Origin of the sequence: Bacillus sp. FJAT-29937 (assembly GCF_001509555.1) — a bacterium.
GTDB lineage: Bacteria > Bacillota > Bacilli > Bacillales > Cytobacillaceae > Cytobacillus.
The window spans coordinates 62,496-82,522 of the sequence record NZ_LMAS01000007.1 but is presented as its reverse complement, the minus strand read 5'-3'; the positions used below and the strand labels follow the sequence as shown (position 1 = coordinate 82,522).

The following is a 20,027-nucleotide window of genomic DNA, read 5'->3' as shown; positions in this document are numbered from 1 at the left end:
TGAAACAATTGATTATTGAAAAAAACCGTAAAGCTTATAGATTGAGTAATAACACAAAAGAAAAAAATTTAATTACATTAATCGAAACGGATAATGGGTGGGAAAAATTAGCTCACGGATGGGAGTATGTTCATTGGATGGTTATAGGAGAAAGAGGAGGACTAGCGGAAATAGGAGAGCTTAAATTTCACGGTCGTCTTAAAACATCAATTGAACAATACATACAAGTTTATAGACATCTCTTTAATAAAGTCTATTTACTTGAAAACTTATTTAATGACTTTGAAGTTAGGGGCAGTATTTCTTTCACAGAAGAGGATCCTACAAATCTAAAAATAGTAAAAGAGACAATGATTAAAGACTTTGAATTTACTAAAGCATCAGATTCAAGTTTTATGAAAGTAATAACGATTCAGGACAGTGAATTACTTATTAGGGACAATATTACTTTTTCATTCAAACCAATACAAAATCTTGCCGTTAATAAGCCTTATATGCCTGGCGATCAGTTAACACTTTTCTAAAATGTTGAGGAAAGCCGAATGATTCCCAATATTAAAGAAGACGTTCTTGTACTATTAACGGTAACTCATATCCCTACTAAACAAAAATATTATCATCTTATAGGATTAAGAGATGATGAAATTGCTGGGACTAAATATAAGTCCTTTTGTTCATACTTTAACCATAGTCAAGTATTCACATTCAAAGAAAATGAAATTGTCACAAAAATACAATATTGATATATTATCCAATATAAGGCACACTCTACTAGTGTGCTTTTTTTATTTCAGGAGGATATTATAAGTTAATCCCAGAAATATTAACAGTTAAATTTTTGAAAATCTTGGATTAGAATTATAACACAGCTGATCAAGAGGGACTCCATAGCCCTGAAATCGTTTACAAAAGTTAGATAATTTAATAAATTTATACATGATTACTAGCATTTTCCGTCAAAACATTAAATCTATTGACAAAGTATGACATTTATAAATGACAAGACTATGTTAAAATCAAAATAGAGTTATCAACCGAGGTGATAATATTGAGTGTATTAGGCTATGGGCAAGTTTTACACGATTTAAGAAAATACAAAAGAATGTCTAAACAAGAGTTAGCGGAAGGTATTTGCACAGAAGATGAACTTATCAAATTTGAAAAAGAAAAAGAATATCCACGGATTGACCAACTTCATAATTTTGCTGTAAAGCTGAGTGTAGATTTGAGTTATTTTTATGCCTTAACATCTAAAACTCCCCATAATTATACATCAGTTGTATTTGACTTAATCAACAAGTATAAGAGGGAACGAAATTATAAGGCTATACAAGATATTATTAAAATGGAGAGAGATAACCCCCTTTTTAAAGAGACCACTCTTAAACAATATCTTCTTTGGCATGAAGGCATATGCACTTATCATGTAGACAAAGAATTTGATAGAGCGAAAGAAATTCTATATTCCGCTATACATTTAACAAACCCTTCTAGGAAAAATCTCGCTGAAAGAGAAATTGAGATACTAACAAGTATTGCTATTCTTCATATCGAAGTAAAAGATTACAGACATGCTATTACCATTCTTATAGAATCTTTAGCTAATTTAGATAGATTACCAAATATCATCGATCCTAGATCAAAATTACGTGTGATGTTTGCTTTATCCCAAGCATTAACGCATATAAAAGAATTTGAAGAATCACTTAAATACAGTAAAAAGGGAATTGAACTATGCATTCAATATGAAACTCTTTATCTTTTTTCTGAATTTCATTACCAAACTGGAGAGAATTATATTGAGTTAGGTGAGAAGGAACTTGGAACAAATTATATTAATACATCTATTAATTTTCTAAAAACCCAAAAAAATGATTATCTAGTAAAGTACATAGAACAAGAGTTGGAAAAACTTCTCAACAAATGATAATATCAATATTAAAGGCTTATTATATGGAGGTGTTATCAAATTGAAAAAAATTCTTTTCGCTGGAGCGCTAGCTCTAACTATCTTAGGAGTAAGTTCTCCTTCTGTTAACCAGGACCATGCAGGAATCCCTACCCACCATGAGGTTAAACCTGTAACTGAACTCGCAGGAATTCCTACTCATCATAGTGCTAAATTAATCACAACTTATGAAATCCCAACACATCATTAATAAGTTAGTATGTTTAAGCGGAAGCACCGCTAGATCCTTAAGGGTTTAGCGGTGCTTTTTTTTTATAATCAGAGGAGGTAGTTTGTTTGAAAAATAAACATATAAGGAAAGATGACCAGGCTCAACTAGCATTTCAGAAGAAGATAATCCGTGAAGAGTATGCACAATCAATAAAACTTAACACAAATGTCAAAAAGAAGAATCCCTTATATTCACCTAAAAGAATTACAGATTTAAATCCGCTTGAAGATTAATTTAAGGATTTCTAAATTAATGAGGATTTTATTGTGAAAAAAATATATTTTCTAATTGTAGCCATTGTCCTTAATTTTATTTTTGGTAGCAATACCTTAGCTGCAGAAACAATACACTCCATTTTAAAAGAAAAGGGAGATATTGCTGAAAATCAAAAAGCTCTAACATCAAAAATAGAACGGTTAAATATAGAACTTAACGAATTGAAGCAAAATGAAACTGAATTAGAAAAAAAGATTAGAGATTTGGATACTTCTATTGAGGATAGAGAAATTCAACAATCAGTCTTAAAAGATCAGATATGGAATCTTACTAAAGACATTGAACGATACAGGGTAGACTTCAATTCGTATAACGAAAAAATTGAAAAGCGAAAGCGCTTGGTTCATGAGAGATTAAAAATTCTTCAAGAAAATGAAGGTGTCCTTCGGTACTTTACATTTCTACTGGAAAGTGAAAGTTTCACTAACTTTATTGAACGAGGAATGGCGGTCACTAAAATAATTGAATTAGACCAGTCAATCATAAATGAATTCAAAGAGGACCAAAGGGAAGTAGAGCTGCAGAAAGATTTATTAAACCAAAAGCAAGCGGAACTTAGAATCCTGGAGGGAGAATATCAGCAACAAATCAAGATTATTACAGAACAAAAGACTGAAAAAACAAACCTGTTAGAACAAATCAAAGTAAACATTGCTAAATCGCTTTCAGAACAAGAAGAATACTTACAGCACCAGAATGACCTTAATGAGCGTCAAAATGCAATCACAAGCCAATTAAACTCTTTTAACTACAATTCCAATTCATCTACATCTAATGATTTTCCTTATGAATATCTACCTTATTATATTGAGGCCGGTAATAAATTTGGAGTAGATTGGTTTGTAATTGGAGCGGTACATTCGGTAGAAACGAATTTTAGTAGACATCCAACCATGGTCTCCTCAAAAGGGGCTCTTGGCCACATGCAGTTTCTTCCGCTCAGTTGGATAGGATACAAATACGACAATGTGAGCGGACAGGTTCCAGCAAACATCGATATTACCGATTTAGATGTCATAGCAGCTGGTAACGGATTTGGCAAAGATATGAATGGTGATGGAAAAGCGGATCCTTTCGATCTTCAAGACAGTCTAGGTAGTGCCGCTTGGTATCTATCAAAACATGGCTATTCCGAAGACCCAGCAAAGGCTATTTGGCATTACAATCATGCCCAATGGTATGTTGACAAAGTTTTAAATGAAGCAAAAAGAATAAAGAACTTAGTACATTCAAATTAGCTTCGAAGTATACCAAGAGATAACCCTCTCATATTACTTTATGAAGGTTATCATTTTTATTTATGACTTCAATTTAAAAGTGTTAACTATCGCACTAATATTCATTTTTTTTATGCTAAATTATAATGGAATACAATCAAGGGAGACAGTAATCATGTTTAAGTCCATTAAGGGAAAATTAATCTTATTATTTACTACTCTATTAGTTTTTACAGTAGCGGTAATTGGTCTTTTTGTTGACCATAAGACAAAGAGTCAAATCGAGGAGAGTGTAATCGACCAATCAGAAAGCATCGTTGCTGAGATTACTAATTCTCTACAAATGGCGATGAATCAATATGAATCAAGTATGAGATATATGGCTGATTCTGTTGAAACTGCTGACTATCTTCAAGAGAGGAATTTGGGGGAAGATGGAAATGATGCTACAGTTCGGCTTGAACGGGCCTTAAACAATTATTTAGATAAGTACAAGGATGTTGCATCTATCTATGTAGCAAGTGCCCAAAAAGATTTAAAGATTGTGCCAGCTGTTGATTTAGGAGCTGATTTTGACCCTACATCAAGAGATTGGTATAAACAAGCAGACAGTAACCCTGGGGAAATTGAATGGAGTGAACCCTACATAGATGCAGCCACGAACCAATACGTTGTAACAGCCTCTTATGCCATTCGACAAGGAGATAAAGTTGTTGGTGTCATTGGTTTAGACATTCAATTAGAAAATATGACGAAATTAGTGGAGCAGGCTAAGATCGGTTATAGTGGGTACGCTTTTGTTTTTTCTCAGGGAGGAACAGCTATCGTTCATCCTACCTTGCGTAGTGAGAATTTAATGAACCTTCCTTATATAAAAAAGATTTATGATGATAACCAGGGGATCTCGTATTATGTACATGAAGGTGAAGAGAAGATTCTTGTTCACCAAACCATGCCAAGCACTTCATGGAAAATTGGAACTGCTTTTACATATGATGATTTATTAGTGGGAGCAAAAGAAATAAGAATTAATATTATTATCATATCTTTAATAGCCTTAATTTTGGCTATCGCGATTACTTATTTTGCAGCAACAAGGATTGCAAAACCGATTACTTCTTTAAAGGAAGCAGTTATTCAAATGGCTAATGGTGATTTAACAGTTGTTACAGCTGTGAATACAAAGGATGAAATTGGTGAATTAAGCAAGCATTTTAATCAAATGGTCGAAAATCTCCATTCAGTCATTCACACGGTTAATTCATCTGTCAATGATGTTAAAGTTTCGGCTGAAAGTTTAAGTGCCGTATCGGAAGAAGCGAATGCATCCAGTGAAGAAATTGCGGCTGCCATTAACGAAGTTGCAAAAGGCGCTACAAATTCAGCACAAGAAGCCGAGTCCGCCAATCAATTATCCGAACAGTTAAGCCAGCAAATAGCGGATATTAGTACACATGCTTCAGGAATGACGGATTTAGCAGATAAGGCAGAGGAACTGAATCAGAGCGGAGTGCAGCAGGTTAACCATTTAAGAGAGTCATTTACGGTATCCCGTGAATATCTAGATTCTATGGAGGAAGTCATCCATGATCTAGAAGGGAAGATTAAGCAGATTGAGTTGGTAATTACCACAATTACTGAAATCAGCTCTCAAACGAATCTTCTAGCCTTAAATGCGAGTATAGAGGCGGCACGTGCAGGAGAACACGGCAAGGGATTTGCGGTAGTTGCAGAAGAGGTTAGAAAATTAGCTGAACAATCTGTTGTTGCGACAGATGAAGTGAAGAATACCATAGAAGCTATACAAAACGGGGCTATTTTAGCTGTACAGTCAATGAATAAGACCAAGGAAACTTTCTTCCAGCAAGCAGATGTTGTGAAAACAACCGAGACAAGTTTTCGTTCGATTTCCGAAATCGTTGATAAACTTAGAACATCGATTCAATTTGTTCATAATGAAATGAACCATATCGAACAAAGTAAAACAGATGTGCTTAAAGGAATATATTCTATGGCCGCCATGTCACAACAATCTGCAGCTTCCTGTGAAGAAGTTAGCGCCTCAACAGATGAGCAACTCGTAGCGATTCAGACTGTTGCAGAGTCGGCTGAACAACTGACTGAGTTGAGTAATGAACTTAAAGAGGTTGTTGATAGGTTTAAATTGAGTAATAACTCCAACTAGGAAAAATTAAAGATGTACAACCTAAAGTAGGGATTCGGCTACAGTCTTGATCCGAACCTTAATTCTGAGAAGGCCACCACAAATGAATGAGAAATTAAAGGATAACCTTCATATGAAAATTATGAACGTTATCCTTTTTTGGCATTAAAAGTAGGATTATTAAATTTACCATCCAAAGACGGATCTTTATTTTACAAGGAACGGTTAATCAGTTTTATGGCCATAGAATCGCAGCAAAGATGATGATGGAAGTCATCAAGATGTTTAAATAGACATCAGAAGTAGATCAACCGAATGAATACGCTTTTGAAGAAGGATTATTTTGAAATATATAGAATAAATTATGACCATGATTAAAGGAGTGGCTGGTTTGCAAACAAATAAAACTAAATGGATATATGTTTTAAAAACAGCATTGCTTTTTTCGTTTATCCAGGCAAATCTTATTCAATTAATAAGAGTAATATTGGCCGATTTGACTTTTGAATATGAAACGACCTTACTTATTATCGGTGCTTGGATTCTTGGTGCGATTGCTTTAACTATATTTCTTTTTCCAATAGGTATTTTCTTTGGTTTGTATCTTTGGAAAAATAGTAAAAAAGGGCGGTTATTAGGAGTGCAGCCCAATAATAAAACTCTATGATAAAAAAATTTACTCATGTAAAACAGGGCTATTTTTAATGAAACATTTAGGTAATTTTAATTAATTATTATTATGAACCGATATATATAAAGAAAATTCAAGTTTATAGATAAATAGAAGGAGGGATGCGTTAAATGAATAATAAAGATGATTTTGCAGCTGGCTATGTAATAGGAGAGAGGGATGCAGAAGAGCGTGCATTTGGTGGTGGTGGCGGAGGAGGGAACGGCATAACATTTATTATGGCTGTCTTGTTCCTACCAGCTATACCTGCGTTAGTGTTATCATATATGAATGATTGGTTTGATTGGCTGTGGGAAATGTTCTTGATTCCCAACATTATTATATTAATAGTTTTAACTTTAGGAATTCATAATCTAAGATATTATAAAGCATGTTATTCGGAAAGTGACAAAACTAAAAAACTGAGTAGAACACTTATGTTATTATCTATCGTCTTTGGTTATTTTGTTTGTGCGGTATTGTTTGAATTGGAGTCTATACACAAATATGGAGAAAGCCATCTTGACCGAATGAATAGTGATGGAGTGGGGCATGGCTTCATCTTTTTAGGTCTATATTATCTCGCTAATTTCATTCAAGCAGCGATAGTTCCCGCAATTCAATTCTTTTTAATAAGAATATTTAAAGATAAATTTATCTATAAGAAAATACAAAGTTTCATTCAAAAATATGAAACCAAATAGTTAAACTAATAAAAGGACTTATTCAACAGCACATGAAGTTTGAATAGGTCCTTTTACTATAAAGGATTTTATTATATGTGAACGAATCTATAATATAGCAAATACAAATAACTTGGCTGTAAAAACAATCATTAGTAATTTACGAGCTAAAAAGTCTAAGTATTAAACAGCCAGTCTATTATAGTTGATGGGGAGATTCTCAAAATGAAAAAATGGCTCATAGCAATTTTTCTTATATTAATTATTTTGATACTAACTAATCCTTCTGAGGAAGAGTATTATACCTGGGCTAAGGACAAGATCAAAGAGAAAAGCAATAGTGAATGGATAAATATCGGTGTTGATTGGTTTGGTGAAAAGGTACTTGAAACTACCACCAACCCTCGCGATTATATACTTTTTTCCATTTATAAAACTTCCATCATGAATAATCAAGTCACAACACTTGGTATTTTTAAATCATTCATCCCTATATCGTCTAATATACAAACATCAAAGGATGTCCCGCTTCCAGAACAAAAGATTCAGCCAGCTACAGCTCCTATAACAACTGAAGAGGAAAGTGAAGTAGAAATAGATAATACTGATTTTAATAAAATGCCTTTTATTTTAGTTAACGATAAAAGAAGTCCGAGCTTATCTTACTGGGGGCCAGAGAAGCTGTTAGAACAAACAGAACAAAAGGTAAAGTTTAATGACCGAAGCGGGACCTTAATGTACGGCAGAGACAAGCCAAATGGGTTTAAATTTAGAATTATCCTGGACAATAACCCTGTAAGTTTATATTTGGAAGATAACGATTATGATGTATTCGATGATCTTGGAGAAATCCCACAAGATCACACCATTCAGGCTGCCACTTATGACTTTGATAATGATGGGAATGAAGAAGTAATAATTGCAGTTGGTGATGGATATTCACAGGGTAAGTTTTGGGTATATGGTTATTCAACCGTTAAGAATGTAGAGGAAGTAAATCCAATGAAATTACTTTTAACTGAGTATTTCCAAAGTACACTAAATCTTAACGATAATGTCATCATGGTGCCAATTGGCAGCCAGGGGCAAATTGAAGAATACATATTTACAAATAACAAGTTTTATTTCTCAAATAATTTGTAACAAGGAATCTTCATATACCTAATGAAAAATATTAATAAATCATTTATTATTAAAAAATCGTTTATGTTTATTCCATAATATTTCTCTATTAAAAGGGAGTGATTCATTCATGGAATTAACTTTAGATTGGTATCAAGTAGATGATAATGATATAGCAGCTTCAAGTAATGATTTTATTATTTTCCGACTCCGAACCGAAGAAAAGAAAGTAAAGGATAGTAACGGTAACAATCACAATTTTAACATCATGAATTTAGAATAATAAATGAAAATCTGCATTTAACTTTAGTAGAATATAGGGAGAAGATAAGAAGTGAAAAAAACAAAAAGTTATCATTTTGATTTATACATCGATGATCTAAAACCGATAAAACTTCTGATTTCATACATAGATAGCGAAGATAATGAGGTGATTATCAGTTTACCTTCACTTAAGAAGTCATTTGTTATGTTCGTTAATTGCGATCTTATTGATATTGAAAAAGAAGTATCTGAATTAAGTATTCCGAATGTTCTAATTAAATCTTTATCTACAGCTATTTTTAATTATATGACTTCTGTTTTAAGAGAGTTAAACATCGCCACCTTATCTTATGATCCACGAGTTAAAGGTAGACAAAGAACGTGGATTGCACCTTTTGAAAATATAAAGGAAATATCTCTATTTCTGGCTGGTCCTAAGAAAATTATTGCAGATGTTGATTTTATAATGGAGAACGGAGAGCGTGTTATAGTTGAAAAAGTTGATACAGTTAATGATGAAACTATAATGAAACCAAACGTCAAAGTAAATTATTTTGGAGAAACATGCACTAAAGTTGAATTGTGTCTACCTAGCATCCCTAAAGATTTATTACATAAAGGAAAGTGGAGCGAGCGGAAAAATCAACATTAAAACGTGAAGAAAAACGGAGGAAAACTATGCGACGAATATCGAATCCAAGGGCAATAGTGGCTGCTAGCTTTATTAAAATGGAGCACAAACCACTTTTCTTGAGTATAGTATCAAAAAACACAGACCTTCTTGAAGTTATCAAGAGTGAAATAACAAAACTAGATACCGCGCACCAAGATTTGTTGTCCGAAGAACCAATAGGTTCCGAAAAACATGAACGACTTGAAAATAACCAGGAGTTCCTAAAACACGAACTCATTAATTTTATAGATAAACATCACAATAAATCATCAGAAGAATTATCAGAATTATTATTGGCTTTAGATTACTTAAATAGATATGATTCATTGTCACTCATCGCACTATGCGAAGCTGTTTTTAGTCACGTTGATTTTCACCTAATTATCTTGTGGCTTGTAAAAGAGAAAAGGCTTCAACCTAACAACAAACCAACAATAACAGATATAGAAACAAACCTCTATCTCTCTGAGGGATGCATGGTGGATTTTGGTTATTTATTCGAAGCAATGGACTTAGTACATCAAGAAAAATTATCCCTGGCTGCAAAAGCTATTATTCTTATGAGAATCACCAATACATGCCGCCATTCATTTGAAGAGTACAAGTCACACACCAAAGACCGTAAGGAAGTTGTTCTGGCAGCGATAACCGAATCCATGAAATGGACAGATATGAAATATGTGGATTTGCATGATTGTATGGTCTGTCACGATAACACCATCATGCGTAATTTTGTAGTATGGCATAATCGTATTACTGAATGTTTAGAGGACGAAAAGCTCAGTTTAAGAGCTAAAGCATTATTTGTGCTTCTATTATTTCATTATAATGAAGAATACGCTTATGAGCCTAATGGTTTTTCCAACGACAAATCCAAAAACGTTTGGTCAGCAGAAGATGAATTATTTGAAGCTGGCTATACTCATGTAATTCCTATGAAATAAAAATATCATTACTTGGATATAACCAACCGTAGAGAGCGATATTTTATGCTCCTTGACCCACAAATGACTCGTACTTCAGGTTAAATCAATTTTTATGTTGATACCATAGATAGTAATGTTCAAAGAGTTTAATGTTTTGTAAATGTAAAGGAGGCATATAAATGTTCGAAGATTTCGAGGTTGAATTTACCTCTACGGTTATTGAAGGTGACGTAATTAAATATATCGCATATACATTCAATGTACATCTTAATGAAGAAATAATAGGCAATGGAAGTTTCTATGTGTTTTCTGCGGAACGTAATTCTCCAGCAGATGTAAGAGAACAATGCGATGCATTATCATCACATATGTATCAAACTATGAGTGCTGTTAAGGTTTTCCCTGACTATTGGAGTTTAGATGATTATAAAACCAATGAAGAGATGGGATTGGATAATTCAAATTATGATGATAGTTTTGACGATCCAATTTATCAAAATGGTCGTTCTATGGGTGTGTCTGATTTAGCTCAATATGAGGATAAATCATTTAGTGATAATACAATTAATGTTTTTGGTAAGTTGGCGCTACTATCTGAAATCAAGATAAAAAAAGAATTTAGGAGAAAAGGTTATGGAAAACTAGCGATGGAAGCTCTTGAGGAATATTGTTCACTTCATGATACTGATTTCATTTTGTTAAAACCTTTCCCTACAGAAACAGATGATTTGAAGTTAGAAAACAGAGATTTAGACATAGAAAAGACGGAAAAAGCGATTGATCAATTACTTAATTTTTATGAACCATTAGGGTACAAGAGAACGATGGGGCGTACAGACGAAGTACATTTGGTTAAGCAGTTGTCTGAATATTAATCAATGAATATATGATAAAATAGCAACCCACTCATGTGCTCCAGAAGCATAGAGTGGGCTTTTTTATGGGATTTTAAATATTTACAACTCAAGTGTGACCTGGTATTTAACCAACATGAATATAAAGCGACAAGCTGTTTTGAACTAATTGGCCCTTAAATTGAAGAAAACTTGATTTCAATGCGTTTATTATGTCATGACTAAATTGTATTGGTCACTACTGATGTGTATTGATCACGACTGAGTTGTCTGGAGACAATAACTAAGTTGTACTCTAGGTATTATTAAACCGATTTAATGAGGTTTCTTGGATGTTTTAGAGTACAACTTACTTCCAAAGGGAATAACTTACTTTCAATAGAGTACAACTTACTTTGAATATAACAATAGGGGAGATTTAGAAGACTCTTCAAATTAATTTTTCATTTCACAAAAAAATAATTTAGTGAAATGAAAAATTGTAGAAACATATTTGTGTATGTTAATAAATGGTATAATTTAAGGAATCAACTTACCAGGATTTTCTAGATCCCTTGTGTTTAGATTAAAATAATATACTAACATTTGTTGAACCCAAGCATAGCCATATTCCTGACTATAATACTCTTTACAGCTCCATACCTACATTGAAAGTATTGTTTTGGTCCTATTAAGTTGGATAGAAGATAAATTTCAAAATTTTCAAAGGGAATGACGAGAATTGATAGATGGTACAACATTTATGTTCCGATGGAGTATTAAACAGATAAAATGAAGGAGGGGATAAAGATGAACAGCAATATTGAAGAACTTAAAAAAGTTAAGCAGCAGGTAAATGAAGATATTCAAGTCTATAAAGAAATTATTGTTGGAACCTTACGTAACACTCTATACACACAACTAGATAAATTAGATAAAGTTATTAATGATAATTTTAAGCTTTCATTAGCAAAAGGATTCAATGGTTTTTACATAAGATTGTATTATTCATATTCTCCAACACTTCACATTAAAGAGTATGATCTATTAGCTCACAACGAGTTGAGAATTAGTTTACAACTGGCAGTTCATCTTTATTTAAACGACATCTGCTTTTTCGGTTTGTTCTTTAAAAGACGCGAAAAATATAAAAAAGTTAAAATTTATGAATTAGATAAAAAAGTAAATGATTTTTATTTTTATTCTATGAGAAAAAGTTTTTTTTCGGAATGTATTAAGGAAAACCCTATCATCCTGGATGAATTAAGAATGTATTTTGAAAAGAAAGGATTTGTATGTTACTGCAAAAGGGATAGCGGAGATTTATTAGTGAAGATTAGTGTTCCATCATCCTAATAAAAAAGTTAAAACAGGGGAGGAGAATTCTCCTCTATTTCTTTTTTATCAATTATGCGTAAAATGCCTATTTTACGAAAAAATGAATAGACCTAAAGAATGTATGTTTGGTATAATATATTTATAGGAAATATCTCACATAAATTCTATAATATTCCCGTTTGGAGGTCTACATGTCTTATTTAGTTTTCATTGTTATTATCCTATTAATATGGCTGTTAAAAAGAAACTTTGCGACCATTAAAGGTAGCATCGGAGAAAGAAAAGTTTCTAAACATTTAAGTACACTTGATCCTAATAATTATTCTTTACTCAATGATTTATATATTCCGAAGGAAAATGGCCAAACCACACAAATTGATCATATACTACTTTCTCACAAAGGAATTTTTGTCATAGAAACAAAGAATTATAATGGTTGGATATTAGGTTCAGAAAAGTCCCAGCATTGGACCCAGGTTATTTATAAACGAAAAGAAAAATTCTATAATCCTATATGGCAAAACGCTGGACATATTAAAGCATTGCAAGAACACCTTGGAGACACCGTTGCAAATGTTCCAATTTACTCAGTTATAGTTTTTGGAACACAAGCAACTTTAAAATTTAAACAACCCTTTACCCGCGCAAAAGTGATTGGAATTAATAATTTACTATCGGTCATTCGAAATGAGCCTGAAACAACCTTTGTCTCCCCGTTTAGAAGACAAAAAATAACACAACTACTTACTGAACTTAAAATTGAAGATAAGAAAATAAAGAAACAAGTCGGTAAAAAACATATTTCTGACATTAAAAAGGATATAGAAAATCACGACAAAAAAGTGAGAAATAACATATGTCCTCGATGTGGAGGTCAACTTGTTACAAGAACCGGAAAAAATGGAACCTTTAAGGGCTGTAGCAATTTTCCTAAGTGTAGATTTACTAAATAAAGTGTATTTTAAAGATTGAAAACTTTTTACCATGAGGAGTGTTTATATTGAATCAGATATCATTTGATAATTTATTCGAGGAAGAGCCTAAAAATAGTAGCAGCTCGTCCACTTCCCCTTTACATACAACCATTTTGGAGTTACTAGAGTTGAATATTACTAGTGCATTGGAAATTTGTGAACGATTAATTAAAGATGGTTTATTATCCAATGAAAGATTCTCTACAAATAAGCCAAAGGCCTATCCGAAGGTGTGTGTCATCCTGGACGAAATGGTTCTACACAATAGCATCGAATTTATTGAGGATAAAGATAGGTCTGATAGAATTTATCGAATAAAAGAAACAACCAATTTAAAAGATTAATAAGGTGGACTAATTTGAGACTAAAGGGTTTAGATTTTCTTTACAAAAGCATCAAGCAAATAAAATATAGAGCAAAAAATCAGGGGTGAAATTCTTTGAATAGCTGTGAAAAATGTTTTAAAGATCGTTATATGATTTCTATTATTAAAAAGCAAAATACTATTGGAAACTGTGATTATTGTGGTCACCAAAATGTATATACAATAGATATTGCTGAATTAAGCATGCACTTTGAACGGTTTAATGGATATTATGAAAAGCTTGAGCATGGAGAGAACTTCATTTATGGGGAACAGGACCCAACAGAGGTAGGAGAGAGCCTCTATGAGCTTATTCAATCAGAATGGGGAGTTTTTTCAATCCATATAGAAGGAAACATGGCAAAGGTTCTTTTAACTGATATTGTAGAAACCTTCAATGGTGGATTTGATGAGGATGATTTATATGTTAGAGCTGCAGAGGCTTTTACTTTTGAAACTTCTGTGGAAATCTGGAATGATTTCACAAATGAGATTAAGCATGGTAATCGTTTTTTTCCTACCAAAGCTTATATAAATGATAACCTTATAGCTATTTTTCAAGAAAATGAATATGTTCTTCCAAATAACTCTATTATTTATAGAGGGCGATTAGATCGACAACCAATAATTAAAATGGGAGCACCACCTATGGATAAAGCTACACCAGGCCGTGCTAATCCAAGGGGCATATCGTATCTATATGCTTCAAAAGATATAGACACGTGTGTAGCTGAACTTAGACCCTATAAATCTGCCAAAATAACCATGGCTACTATGATAACCAGTAAGCCCTTAAAATTAGTGAGACTAAACGTGGGAGGAACCTTAGTATCCCCTTTTCAATTTAAGGGTAATTTGATACAGAGTATGGAGTCCTTTTTACTTTTAGAAAAATTAATAAAAGATTTATCAAAACCAGTAAATCCCAGTAATTCCGAATTAGATTACTTACCGACACAATATTTAGCAGAACTAATTAAGAATCAAGGCTACGATGGTTTTCTGTTTCAAAGTGCATTAGGTCCTAAAGAGAACTATGTTATCTTTAATGAGAAAAATGTAACCATTGAAAGTATTGACTTCCTTGATGTTAAAGATGTTCGTTACAGTACTAGTTTCACAATTTAATAAGTATTTTTAAACTTGATATATTACAATAACCAATCTCTTAAAAATGATTGGTTAAAAGATAATTAAGATCCCAACTATGCCTAAAAATTGAATTTTACGCATAGTTTCGACAAAAAACGACAACAAGGGAAAGGAGTTTTTATTCTTGTCCAATACACGACAACACCTACTTCATGAACAAAAATTAATGGAACTATTAGAGATAATGCCCTCCTATGTTTCTGAATATGTAGATGATAAGCTGGATACCCGCTCTCCTTCTACTCTATATAATTATGTTTTAGACTATAAACTTTTCTTTGAATGGTTAATTAAAAAGAAAATCGTTAAATGCAGCGAGATTAAAGATATACCCTACTCAGTTTTAGAAAATCTAAAATTAGAGCAAGCCAAAGCCTTTATAAGAGATCTTAACCGGCGCGATATACAGGTGAACAAAAAAGAAACAAAAAAACCTGAAAAAGAGAGCGTAAATCGCAAAATTTCCGCTCTCCGTTCCCTTTTTAAATACTTAACAACTCAAACCGAAAAAGATGATGGTGAGCCCTATTTTTACAGAAATGTTATGTTGAAAATCGAGGTTACAAAAGTAAAAGAGACTCTTAGTGCCAGGGCCTCCAGAATATCTCAGAAGATATTTCATAATAATGATGACGTTTTATTCCTAGATTTCATAAAGAATGAATATGAAAATAAATTGGGTGAGGGTTCAAGAAGTAAAATCTATTTTAAACGCGATAAAGAAAGAGACTATGCTATTCTCTCTTTATTTCTCGGTTCAGGGATTCGAGTTAATGAGTTAACAAATTTAAGACTAAGAGATTTAGATTTTGAAAAAAATCGTATATGGGTGATTAGAAAAGGAGACAAAAGTGATGTTGTTCCAGTAACACCTGAGTCAATGCTGGATGTAAAAGAATATTTGAATGTACGTTGCCAAAGGTACAATGCAACAGATGATGAAAATGAATTTGTTTTTGTTACTAAGACACAAAATACCGCTACTCCATTATCCAATCGGACCGTAGAAACGTTAGTGAAAAAATATACTAAAGCCTTTAAAACAAATAAGTCAATGTCCCCTCATAAACTTAGGCATACATACGCTACCAATCTAATGGCCCAAGAAAAGGATATTCATATGCTAATGACTCAATTGGGGCATACATCAACTACAACTGCTGCTTTATATGACAACCCTGAGTTAGACAAAGCACAGGAGGCTGCAGCTAAAATGGGAAAAAGACGAAAATAATGAATATATCATAATCTAGGGGGCGCTTCTACTGGAGCGGCTCCTCTTTTAATAGTTATTAGTCCTTCTTATTAGCACTGTTTAATATTTCTTCAATATTAGACTTGCTAATAACTTTTACAGTTTTACGGTGCTTAACCGGTATAAAGTTACCTGGTACATCCTCATTAAAGTTAACACCTAATCTTTTTAATTGCGTGATCCGTTTATCTTCAAAATATTTTGGGAATTTTAATGCTAAAAAATGCTTTAGACCCACAGTCCCACCACCATAAAGTATTTATACTATATTTATATGCTTACACTTTATTGTGGATTACTTTCGAGTATTCATTCCTAAACAAAAAAACCTCTACATTAGTATGTAGAGGTCCTTTTTAACTTTTCCCTGATATTAAAACTTCTATCCTGTTTAACTTTTACAACAGGAATAAAGTTTTTCTTATTATCTTCATGGAAATTTACGCCCAGACTCTTAAGATGTTTGATTGGTTCACTCTCAAATTGTTGAGGATAAACTCTGGATAATATGTGTCTTAGTTTCATAATAATCCATCCCTCCGGCCAATCTTATTATTATTATTATAACACATTTTATTAATTGAGAAAATATGTTAACTAATAGCCGTTTTTTCTATTTTCCTCAATTTCCGTTTTACTCTTATTGTTGCTGTTTTAATTACCTTAGCCTTTTGGTCATGTGGAACAGAGTTTTTTAAGATTATCGAAATCAGATGCTGTTGGTCATTCATATTGATAACAACATAATTCCGATTCTTTTTATCGTTACTTCCATCCATCTTTTCAAACGTATATATATCCTCACTTACCGCCCTACCAAAATAGGCTTTTAAAAGCCCTAACTTTGATGCTTGTTTATAGCGATTATCTTTATTTTTATCATTTAAAATCTGTTTATCCCTTGGAATAACACCAGAAGAATTTTTATAATCATCTTCAATTAATACATCTAATAACATATACAACCCCAAGTTTTTAGAACTAAATGTTTTATTATTAAGATGTTTTATTGTCTTTTCATAAAAATTCGCTTTATCCTCTGTTGACTGCAAAGCATCAAAGAATTCTTTAATAGTACTAACATTGATTGATAAAGTAGAATTTATTTCGTTACTACCCTCCGTGGTATAACTAACTAAAGGATTCAACTTAAAATTGATTTCAGTTGTATCATTTTCATGTTCTACTTGGTAAATTTGAATCCCTGCAATTTCGTCATTTTTATCCATTATACCCTTAAATGTCGTTTTTATTTCATCTTTTTGGTCAGGTGATAACACAGTAGGAGTATACCTTCCCTGAAGAATATAGTGAAAAAAGTTCCTTCTTCTATTGAGATTTCTATTATACTTATCTGTTGAAGATTTTTCCGTGAAATGCTGAACTCCCATCGATATTCCAATAGCAATAATAATAGCAAGACCAATTGGGATTTCTAACTCAAAAATAGACATAACATATTCAACAAATGCATTCTCAACAATTATTGAAGAAAGTTTGTCTTTAATTACTTCAAGTGCAAATAACCTTGTAATCTCAACTACTGCAAATATCGCCAGTAACCAACTTCTTGTTTTCATACACACCCCTCCTTATATGGTTTTCTATACTTCCTCCCTAACTTTAATCACCAGGTCAATAAATAAAGCCCACTAAGAGTGATCGTTAAACGATTCATTTCCCTAGTGGGCTTTTAAATTTAAATATACAATTAATTGTTTTATACATAATTAGGACCTGAAAAGGATTAAAATAACTCAATCTTCTCCCTCATGGGTGAAGTTAAAAGTGGAAAATATAGTATATTGATAGATTACTATATCTTGGATATAAAGTAAATCTATAGTTTAATCTCTTACCTCAACATGCTAAGTTTTCAATAAGAAAACATTCATCCACTTTATATACTTTCAACTTTTAGTATATCGATAAATTTCACCTTAATTGTCTTAAATTCACTTTCAATATGGACAAGTTGAGTTTGACCATCAAGTTTCACAATTTTCCCCCTAATCGGGTCTTTTTGCCAAACAGCCAAACAAACCTCATTCTTTTCTTCATAAGCCTCTACAAGAGAATTTCCTAATTCCTCTAGCTCGTATTCATCCCGGGTTGGACGTTGCGGCTTAACTTTTTTCGGCATCTTTACTCCCATGATTACGCTCTCTCCTCACCTTTTTGGGCTATTTTGCATCATACTTTGCAGCGATCATTAGTAATCCCACTTTCAATCGGATCTCCATTTACCAATAATTATACAGGAACATTCGTTCTAATTCAATTGAATAAAGAACGGATGTTCTTGTATAATATATAAAAAGGAGATGGATTGAATGCTTAAGGATAGAGGAATTATAAAATGGAACGCTGCTTTAATGTTACCTGAACATGTGCATTCTTTAAAGGCAGCTTTAATTGATGAACAAATAATGGAGAAACCTGAACTGGATGAGCAAGCAATACAACAGTTTGAAATGACCATTTGTGAATCAATGGAATTTAACAATAGTCTTGTCCTTGAAATTTTTGATAATGGATTTGTAAAAACAATAAAAGGAACTGTAACCTATATCAACCACTTAAAGAGTCAATTGATTATTAAAGATCCGGATGATATTTTTCATCATATACCTTTCAAAAATTTAATTAACATACAACAATTGTGAGGTAATACCATGTTTGACTATACCCAATTTCCAGAGCAAACCATTCTATGCATAGATCAGAAAAGCTTTTATGCAAGCGTTGCGGCTATCGAAAAAGGATTGGACCCGCTTACTTGTTACCTTGCCGTAGTTGGGAGCACAGATCGCCAGGGTAGTGTGGTATTAGCAGCTTCCGCCGCTCTTAAAAGAGATTTCAATATCAAGACTGGTTCCCGTCTGTTTGAGGTCCCAAACGACCCACGAATCCATATTGTTGACCCTCAAATGAGTTTGTTTATAAAAGTATCAACGGAGCTCACAAAATTGTTTTATCGATACGTACCTCCTTCATGCGTTCACACCTACTCAATAGACGAATCGTTCCTTCAATTAGGGCCAAAAACATCCCAGGAACAGGCAGAAATCGTGGCCAAACAAATACAGTTTGACATAAAAAATGATTTTGGACTTCCTTCCACTGTTGGTATCGGTCCTAATATGTTAATAGCAAAACTAGCGTTAGATCTTGAATCTAAAAAAGCACCTAACGGAATTGCAACCTGGACTTATGCTGATATCCCTACTAAATTGTGGAGAATTTCACCTTTAAGTGACATGTGGGGTATTGGCCCCCGCGTGGAAAAAACATTGAATAGCATGGGAATATTTACGATAGGTCAACTTGCAAATTACGATTTAGCATTATTAGAAAAGAAATTTGGGATTATGGGAAACCAACTATATCATCATGCCTGGGGTATAGACTGCTCCGAAATAGGGGCGCCTATATTGAAGGGGCAAGTTAGTTTTGGTAAAAGCCAAATTCTTTTAAGAAATTACAACTCTGAAGAAGTTAAAACTGGCATATTAGAAATCTGTGAAGAAGTTGCCCGAAGAGCACGTGCTGCACGAAAGGCTGGAAGAACGATCAGTTTTGGTCTTGGTTATAGCAAAGATGAATATGGTGGCGGGTTCCACCGCTCCAGAACAATTGAAAAACCAACAAATGTCACAATGGATATTTACAAAGTATGTCTTGAATTATTAAAAGAAAACTATAATGGTAAATCTGTACGACAAATATCCATTGCTATCACTAACCTTGTTGATGATTATGAAGTGCAACTAGATCTCTTTGATAAAAATGGATGGAAAAAACGAAAAATTGGATATGTGGTTGACGAAATTAGAAAAAAATATGGTTCTACCGCCCTCCTGCGAGCTGTTTCATATACTCCTGCTGGCACTGCATTAACAAGATCCACACTTATAGGTGGTCATAAAAAATAGC

General features: G+C 32.9%; 23 protein-coding genes and 1 pseudogene. 21 read left to right on the top strand and 3 right to left on the bottom strand.

The genetic code is table 11. The features are described 5' to 3' along the window. Positions 1 to 8 precede the first annotated feature (8 nt). The 19 genes and pseudogenes from AR328_RS16015 (at position 9) to xerS (ending at position 16,070) form a co-directional block, all read left to right on the top strand. Positions 9 to 524 carry a hypothetical protein gene (locus AR328_RS16015; protein WP_066297747.1) on the top strand — a complete coding sequence of 172 codons (516 nt, stop codon included), beginning with the start codon at positions 9 to 11 and terminating at the stop codon, positions 522 to 524. Between the two features lie 515 nt (positions 525 to 1,039). Further along, a complete protein-coding gene (locus AR328_RS16005) occupies positions 1,040 to 1,927 on the top strand; it encodes a helix-turn-helix transcriptional regulator (RefSeq protein ID WP_231734921.1) in 888 nt (295 codons plus the stop codon). A gap of 43 nt (positions 1,928 to 1,970) precedes the next feature. Further along, positions 1,971 to 2,159 (top strand): hypothetical protein, encoded by a 189-nt coding sequence (locus tag AR328_RS16000; protein WP_066297742.1) that lies wholly within the window; start codon positions 1,971 to 1,973, stop codon positions 2,157 to 2,159. Positions 2,160 to 2,245: 86 nt separating this feature from the next. Then, the gene (locus AR328_RS22610) at positions 2,246 to 2,413 is read left to right on the top strand and encodes a hypothetical protein (RefSeq protein ID WP_156422712.1); all 168 of its coding nucleotides are present in this window, start codon (positions 2,246 to 2,248) and stop codon (positions 2,411 to 2,413) included. 33 nt (positions 2,414 to 2,446) lie between these two features. Then, positions 2,447 to 3,694, top strand: coding sequence for a PcsB-like coiled-coil domain-containing protein (locus AR328_RS15995; RefSeq protein WP_066297738.1), 1,248 nt, complete (start codon positions 2,447 to 2,449; stop codon positions 3,692 to 3,694). 40 nt (positions 3,695 to 3,734) lie between these two features. After that, positions 3,735 to 4,901, top strand: a pseudogene (locus tag AR328_RS23525) (HAMP domain-containing protein); the annotation flags it as partial. Beyond that, positions 4,896 to 5,858, top strand: a complete 963-nt coding sequence (locus tag AR328_RS23520; RefSeq protein WP_442854459.1) for a methyl-accepting chemotaxis protein — start codon at positions 4,896 to 4,898, stop codon at positions 5,856 to 5,858. The pseudogene AR328_RS23525 and the gene AR328_RS23520, both read left to right, overlap by 6 nt. A 370-nt stretch (positions 5,859 to 6,228) precedes the next feature. Next, on the top strand, positions 6,229 to 6,504 hold the full coding sequence (locus AR328_RS15985) for a hypothetical protein (protein WP_066297734.1): 276 nt from the start codon (positions 6,229 to 6,231) through the stop codon (positions 6,502 to 6,504). 134 nt (positions 6,505 to 6,638) lie between these two features. Next, positions 6,639 to 7,211 carry a hypothetical protein gene (locus tag AR328_RS15980; protein ID WP_066297729.1) on the top strand — a complete coding sequence of 191 codons (573 nt, stop codon included), beginning with the start codon at positions 6,639 to 6,641 and terminating at the stop codon, positions 7,209 to 7,211. Positions 7,212 to 7,415: 204 nt separating this feature from the next. Beyond that, positions 7,416 to 8,333, top strand: coding sequence for a DUF4359 domain-containing protein (locus AR328_RS15975; RefSeq protein ID WP_066297726.1), 918 nt, complete (start codon positions 7,416 to 7,418; stop codon positions 8,331 to 8,333). 109 nt (positions 8,334 to 8,442) lie between these two features. Further along, a complete protein-coding gene (locus tag AR328_RS22605; RefSeq protein WP_156422711.1) occupies positions 8,443 to 8,595 on the top strand; it encodes a hypothetical protein in 153 nt (50 codons plus the stop codon). A 51-nt stretch (positions 8,596 to 8,646) separates the two neighbouring features. Then, a complete protein-coding gene (locus tag AR328_RS15970; RefSeq protein ID WP_066297724.1) occupies positions 8,647 to 9,228 on the top strand; it encodes a hypothetical protein in 582 nt (193 codons plus the stop codon). Positions 9,229 to 9,254: 26 nt separating this feature from the next. Beyond that, positions 9,255 to 10,193 carry a hypothetical protein gene (locus AR328_RS15965; protein WP_066297716.1) on the top strand — a complete coding sequence of 313 codons (939 nt, stop codon included), beginning with the start codon at positions 9,255 to 9,257 and terminating at the stop codon, positions 10,191 to 10,193. A gap of 161 nt (positions 10,194 to 10,354) precedes the next feature. Continuing rightward, positions 10,355 to 11,050 carry a GNAT family N-acetyltransferase gene (locus tag AR328_RS15960; RefSeq protein ID WP_066297714.1) on the top strand — a complete coding sequence of 232 codons (696 nt, stop codon included), beginning with the start codon at positions 10,355 to 10,357 and terminating at the stop codon, positions 11,048 to 11,050. Positions 11,051 to 11,818: 768 nt separating this feature from the next. Next, positions 11,819 to 12,364, top strand: coding sequence for a hypothetical protein (locus AR328_RS15955; protein WP_066297698.1), 546 nt, complete (start codon positions 11,819 to 11,821; stop codon positions 12,362 to 12,364). Between the two features lie 173 nt (positions 12,365 to 12,537). After that, complete coding sequence (locus AR328_RS23120; RefSeq protein ID WP_066297693.1) at positions 12,538 to 13,299, top strand: NERD domain-containing protein; 762 nt, start codon at positions 12,538 to 12,540, stop codon at positions 13,297 to 13,299. A 47-nt stretch (positions 13,300 to 13,346) separates the two neighbouring features. After that, positions 13,347 to 13,664, top strand: coding sequence for a DUF3895 domain-containing protein (locus AR328_RS15945; RefSeq protein ID WP_066297689.1), 318 nt, complete (start codon positions 13,347 to 13,349; stop codon positions 13,662 to 13,664). 95 nt (positions 13,665 to 13,759) lie between these two features. Beyond that, a complete protein-coding gene (locus AR328_RS15940; protein WP_066297684.1) occupies positions 13,760 to 14,812 on the top strand; it encodes an RES domain-containing protein in 1,053 nt (350 codons plus the stop codon). A 148-nt stretch (positions 14,813 to 14,960) separates the two neighbouring features. Then, the gene (xerS, locus tag AR328_RS15935; RefSeq protein WP_066297681.1) at positions 14,961 to 16,070 is read left to right on the top strand and encodes a tyrosine recombinase XerS; all 1,110 of its coding nucleotides are present in this window, start codon (positions 14,961 to 14,963) and stop codon (positions 16,068 to 16,070) included. A 58-nt stretch (positions 16,071 to 16,128) separates the two neighbouring features. Here xerS and AR328_RS15930 read toward each other — a convergent pair whose 3' ends face one another. From AR328_RS15930 to AR328_RS15915, 3 genes are all read right to left on the bottom strand, one after another. Then, a complete protein-coding gene (locus AR328_RS15930) occupies positions 16,129 to 16,329 on the bottom strand; it encodes a hypothetical protein (protein ID WP_066297674.1) in 201 nt (66 codons plus the stop codon). A gap of 355 nt (positions 16,330 to 16,684) precedes the next feature. Further along, positions 16,685 to 17,671, bottom strand: coding sequence for a hypothetical protein (locus AR328_RS15920; protein ID WP_066297663.1), 987 nt, complete (start codon positions 17,669 to 17,671; stop codon positions 16,685 to 16,687). Positions 17,672 to 17,991: 320 nt separating this feature from the next. Beyond that, on the bottom strand, positions 17,992 to 18,246 hold the full coding sequence (locus tag AR328_RS15915; protein WP_231734919.1) for a YolD-like family protein: 255 nt from the start codon (positions 18,244 to 18,246) through the stop codon (positions 17,992 to 17,994). A gap of 178 nt (positions 18,247 to 18,424) precedes the next feature. Between AR328_RS15915 and AR328_RS15910 the strand changes: the two genes are divergently transcribed. Beyond that, on the top strand, positions 18,425 to 18,757 hold the full coding sequence (locus AR328_RS15910) for a YolD-like family protein (RefSeq protein ID WP_066297656.1): 333 nt from the start codon (positions 18,425 to 18,427) through the stop codon (positions 18,755 to 18,757). A gap of 9 nt (positions 18,758 to 18,766) precedes the next feature. Beyond that, a complete protein-coding gene (locus AR328_RS15905; protein WP_066297651.1) occupies positions 18,767 to 20,026 on the top strand; it encodes a Y-family DNA polymerase in 1,260 nt (419 codons plus the stop codon). Position 20,027 lies beyond the last annotated feature (1 nt).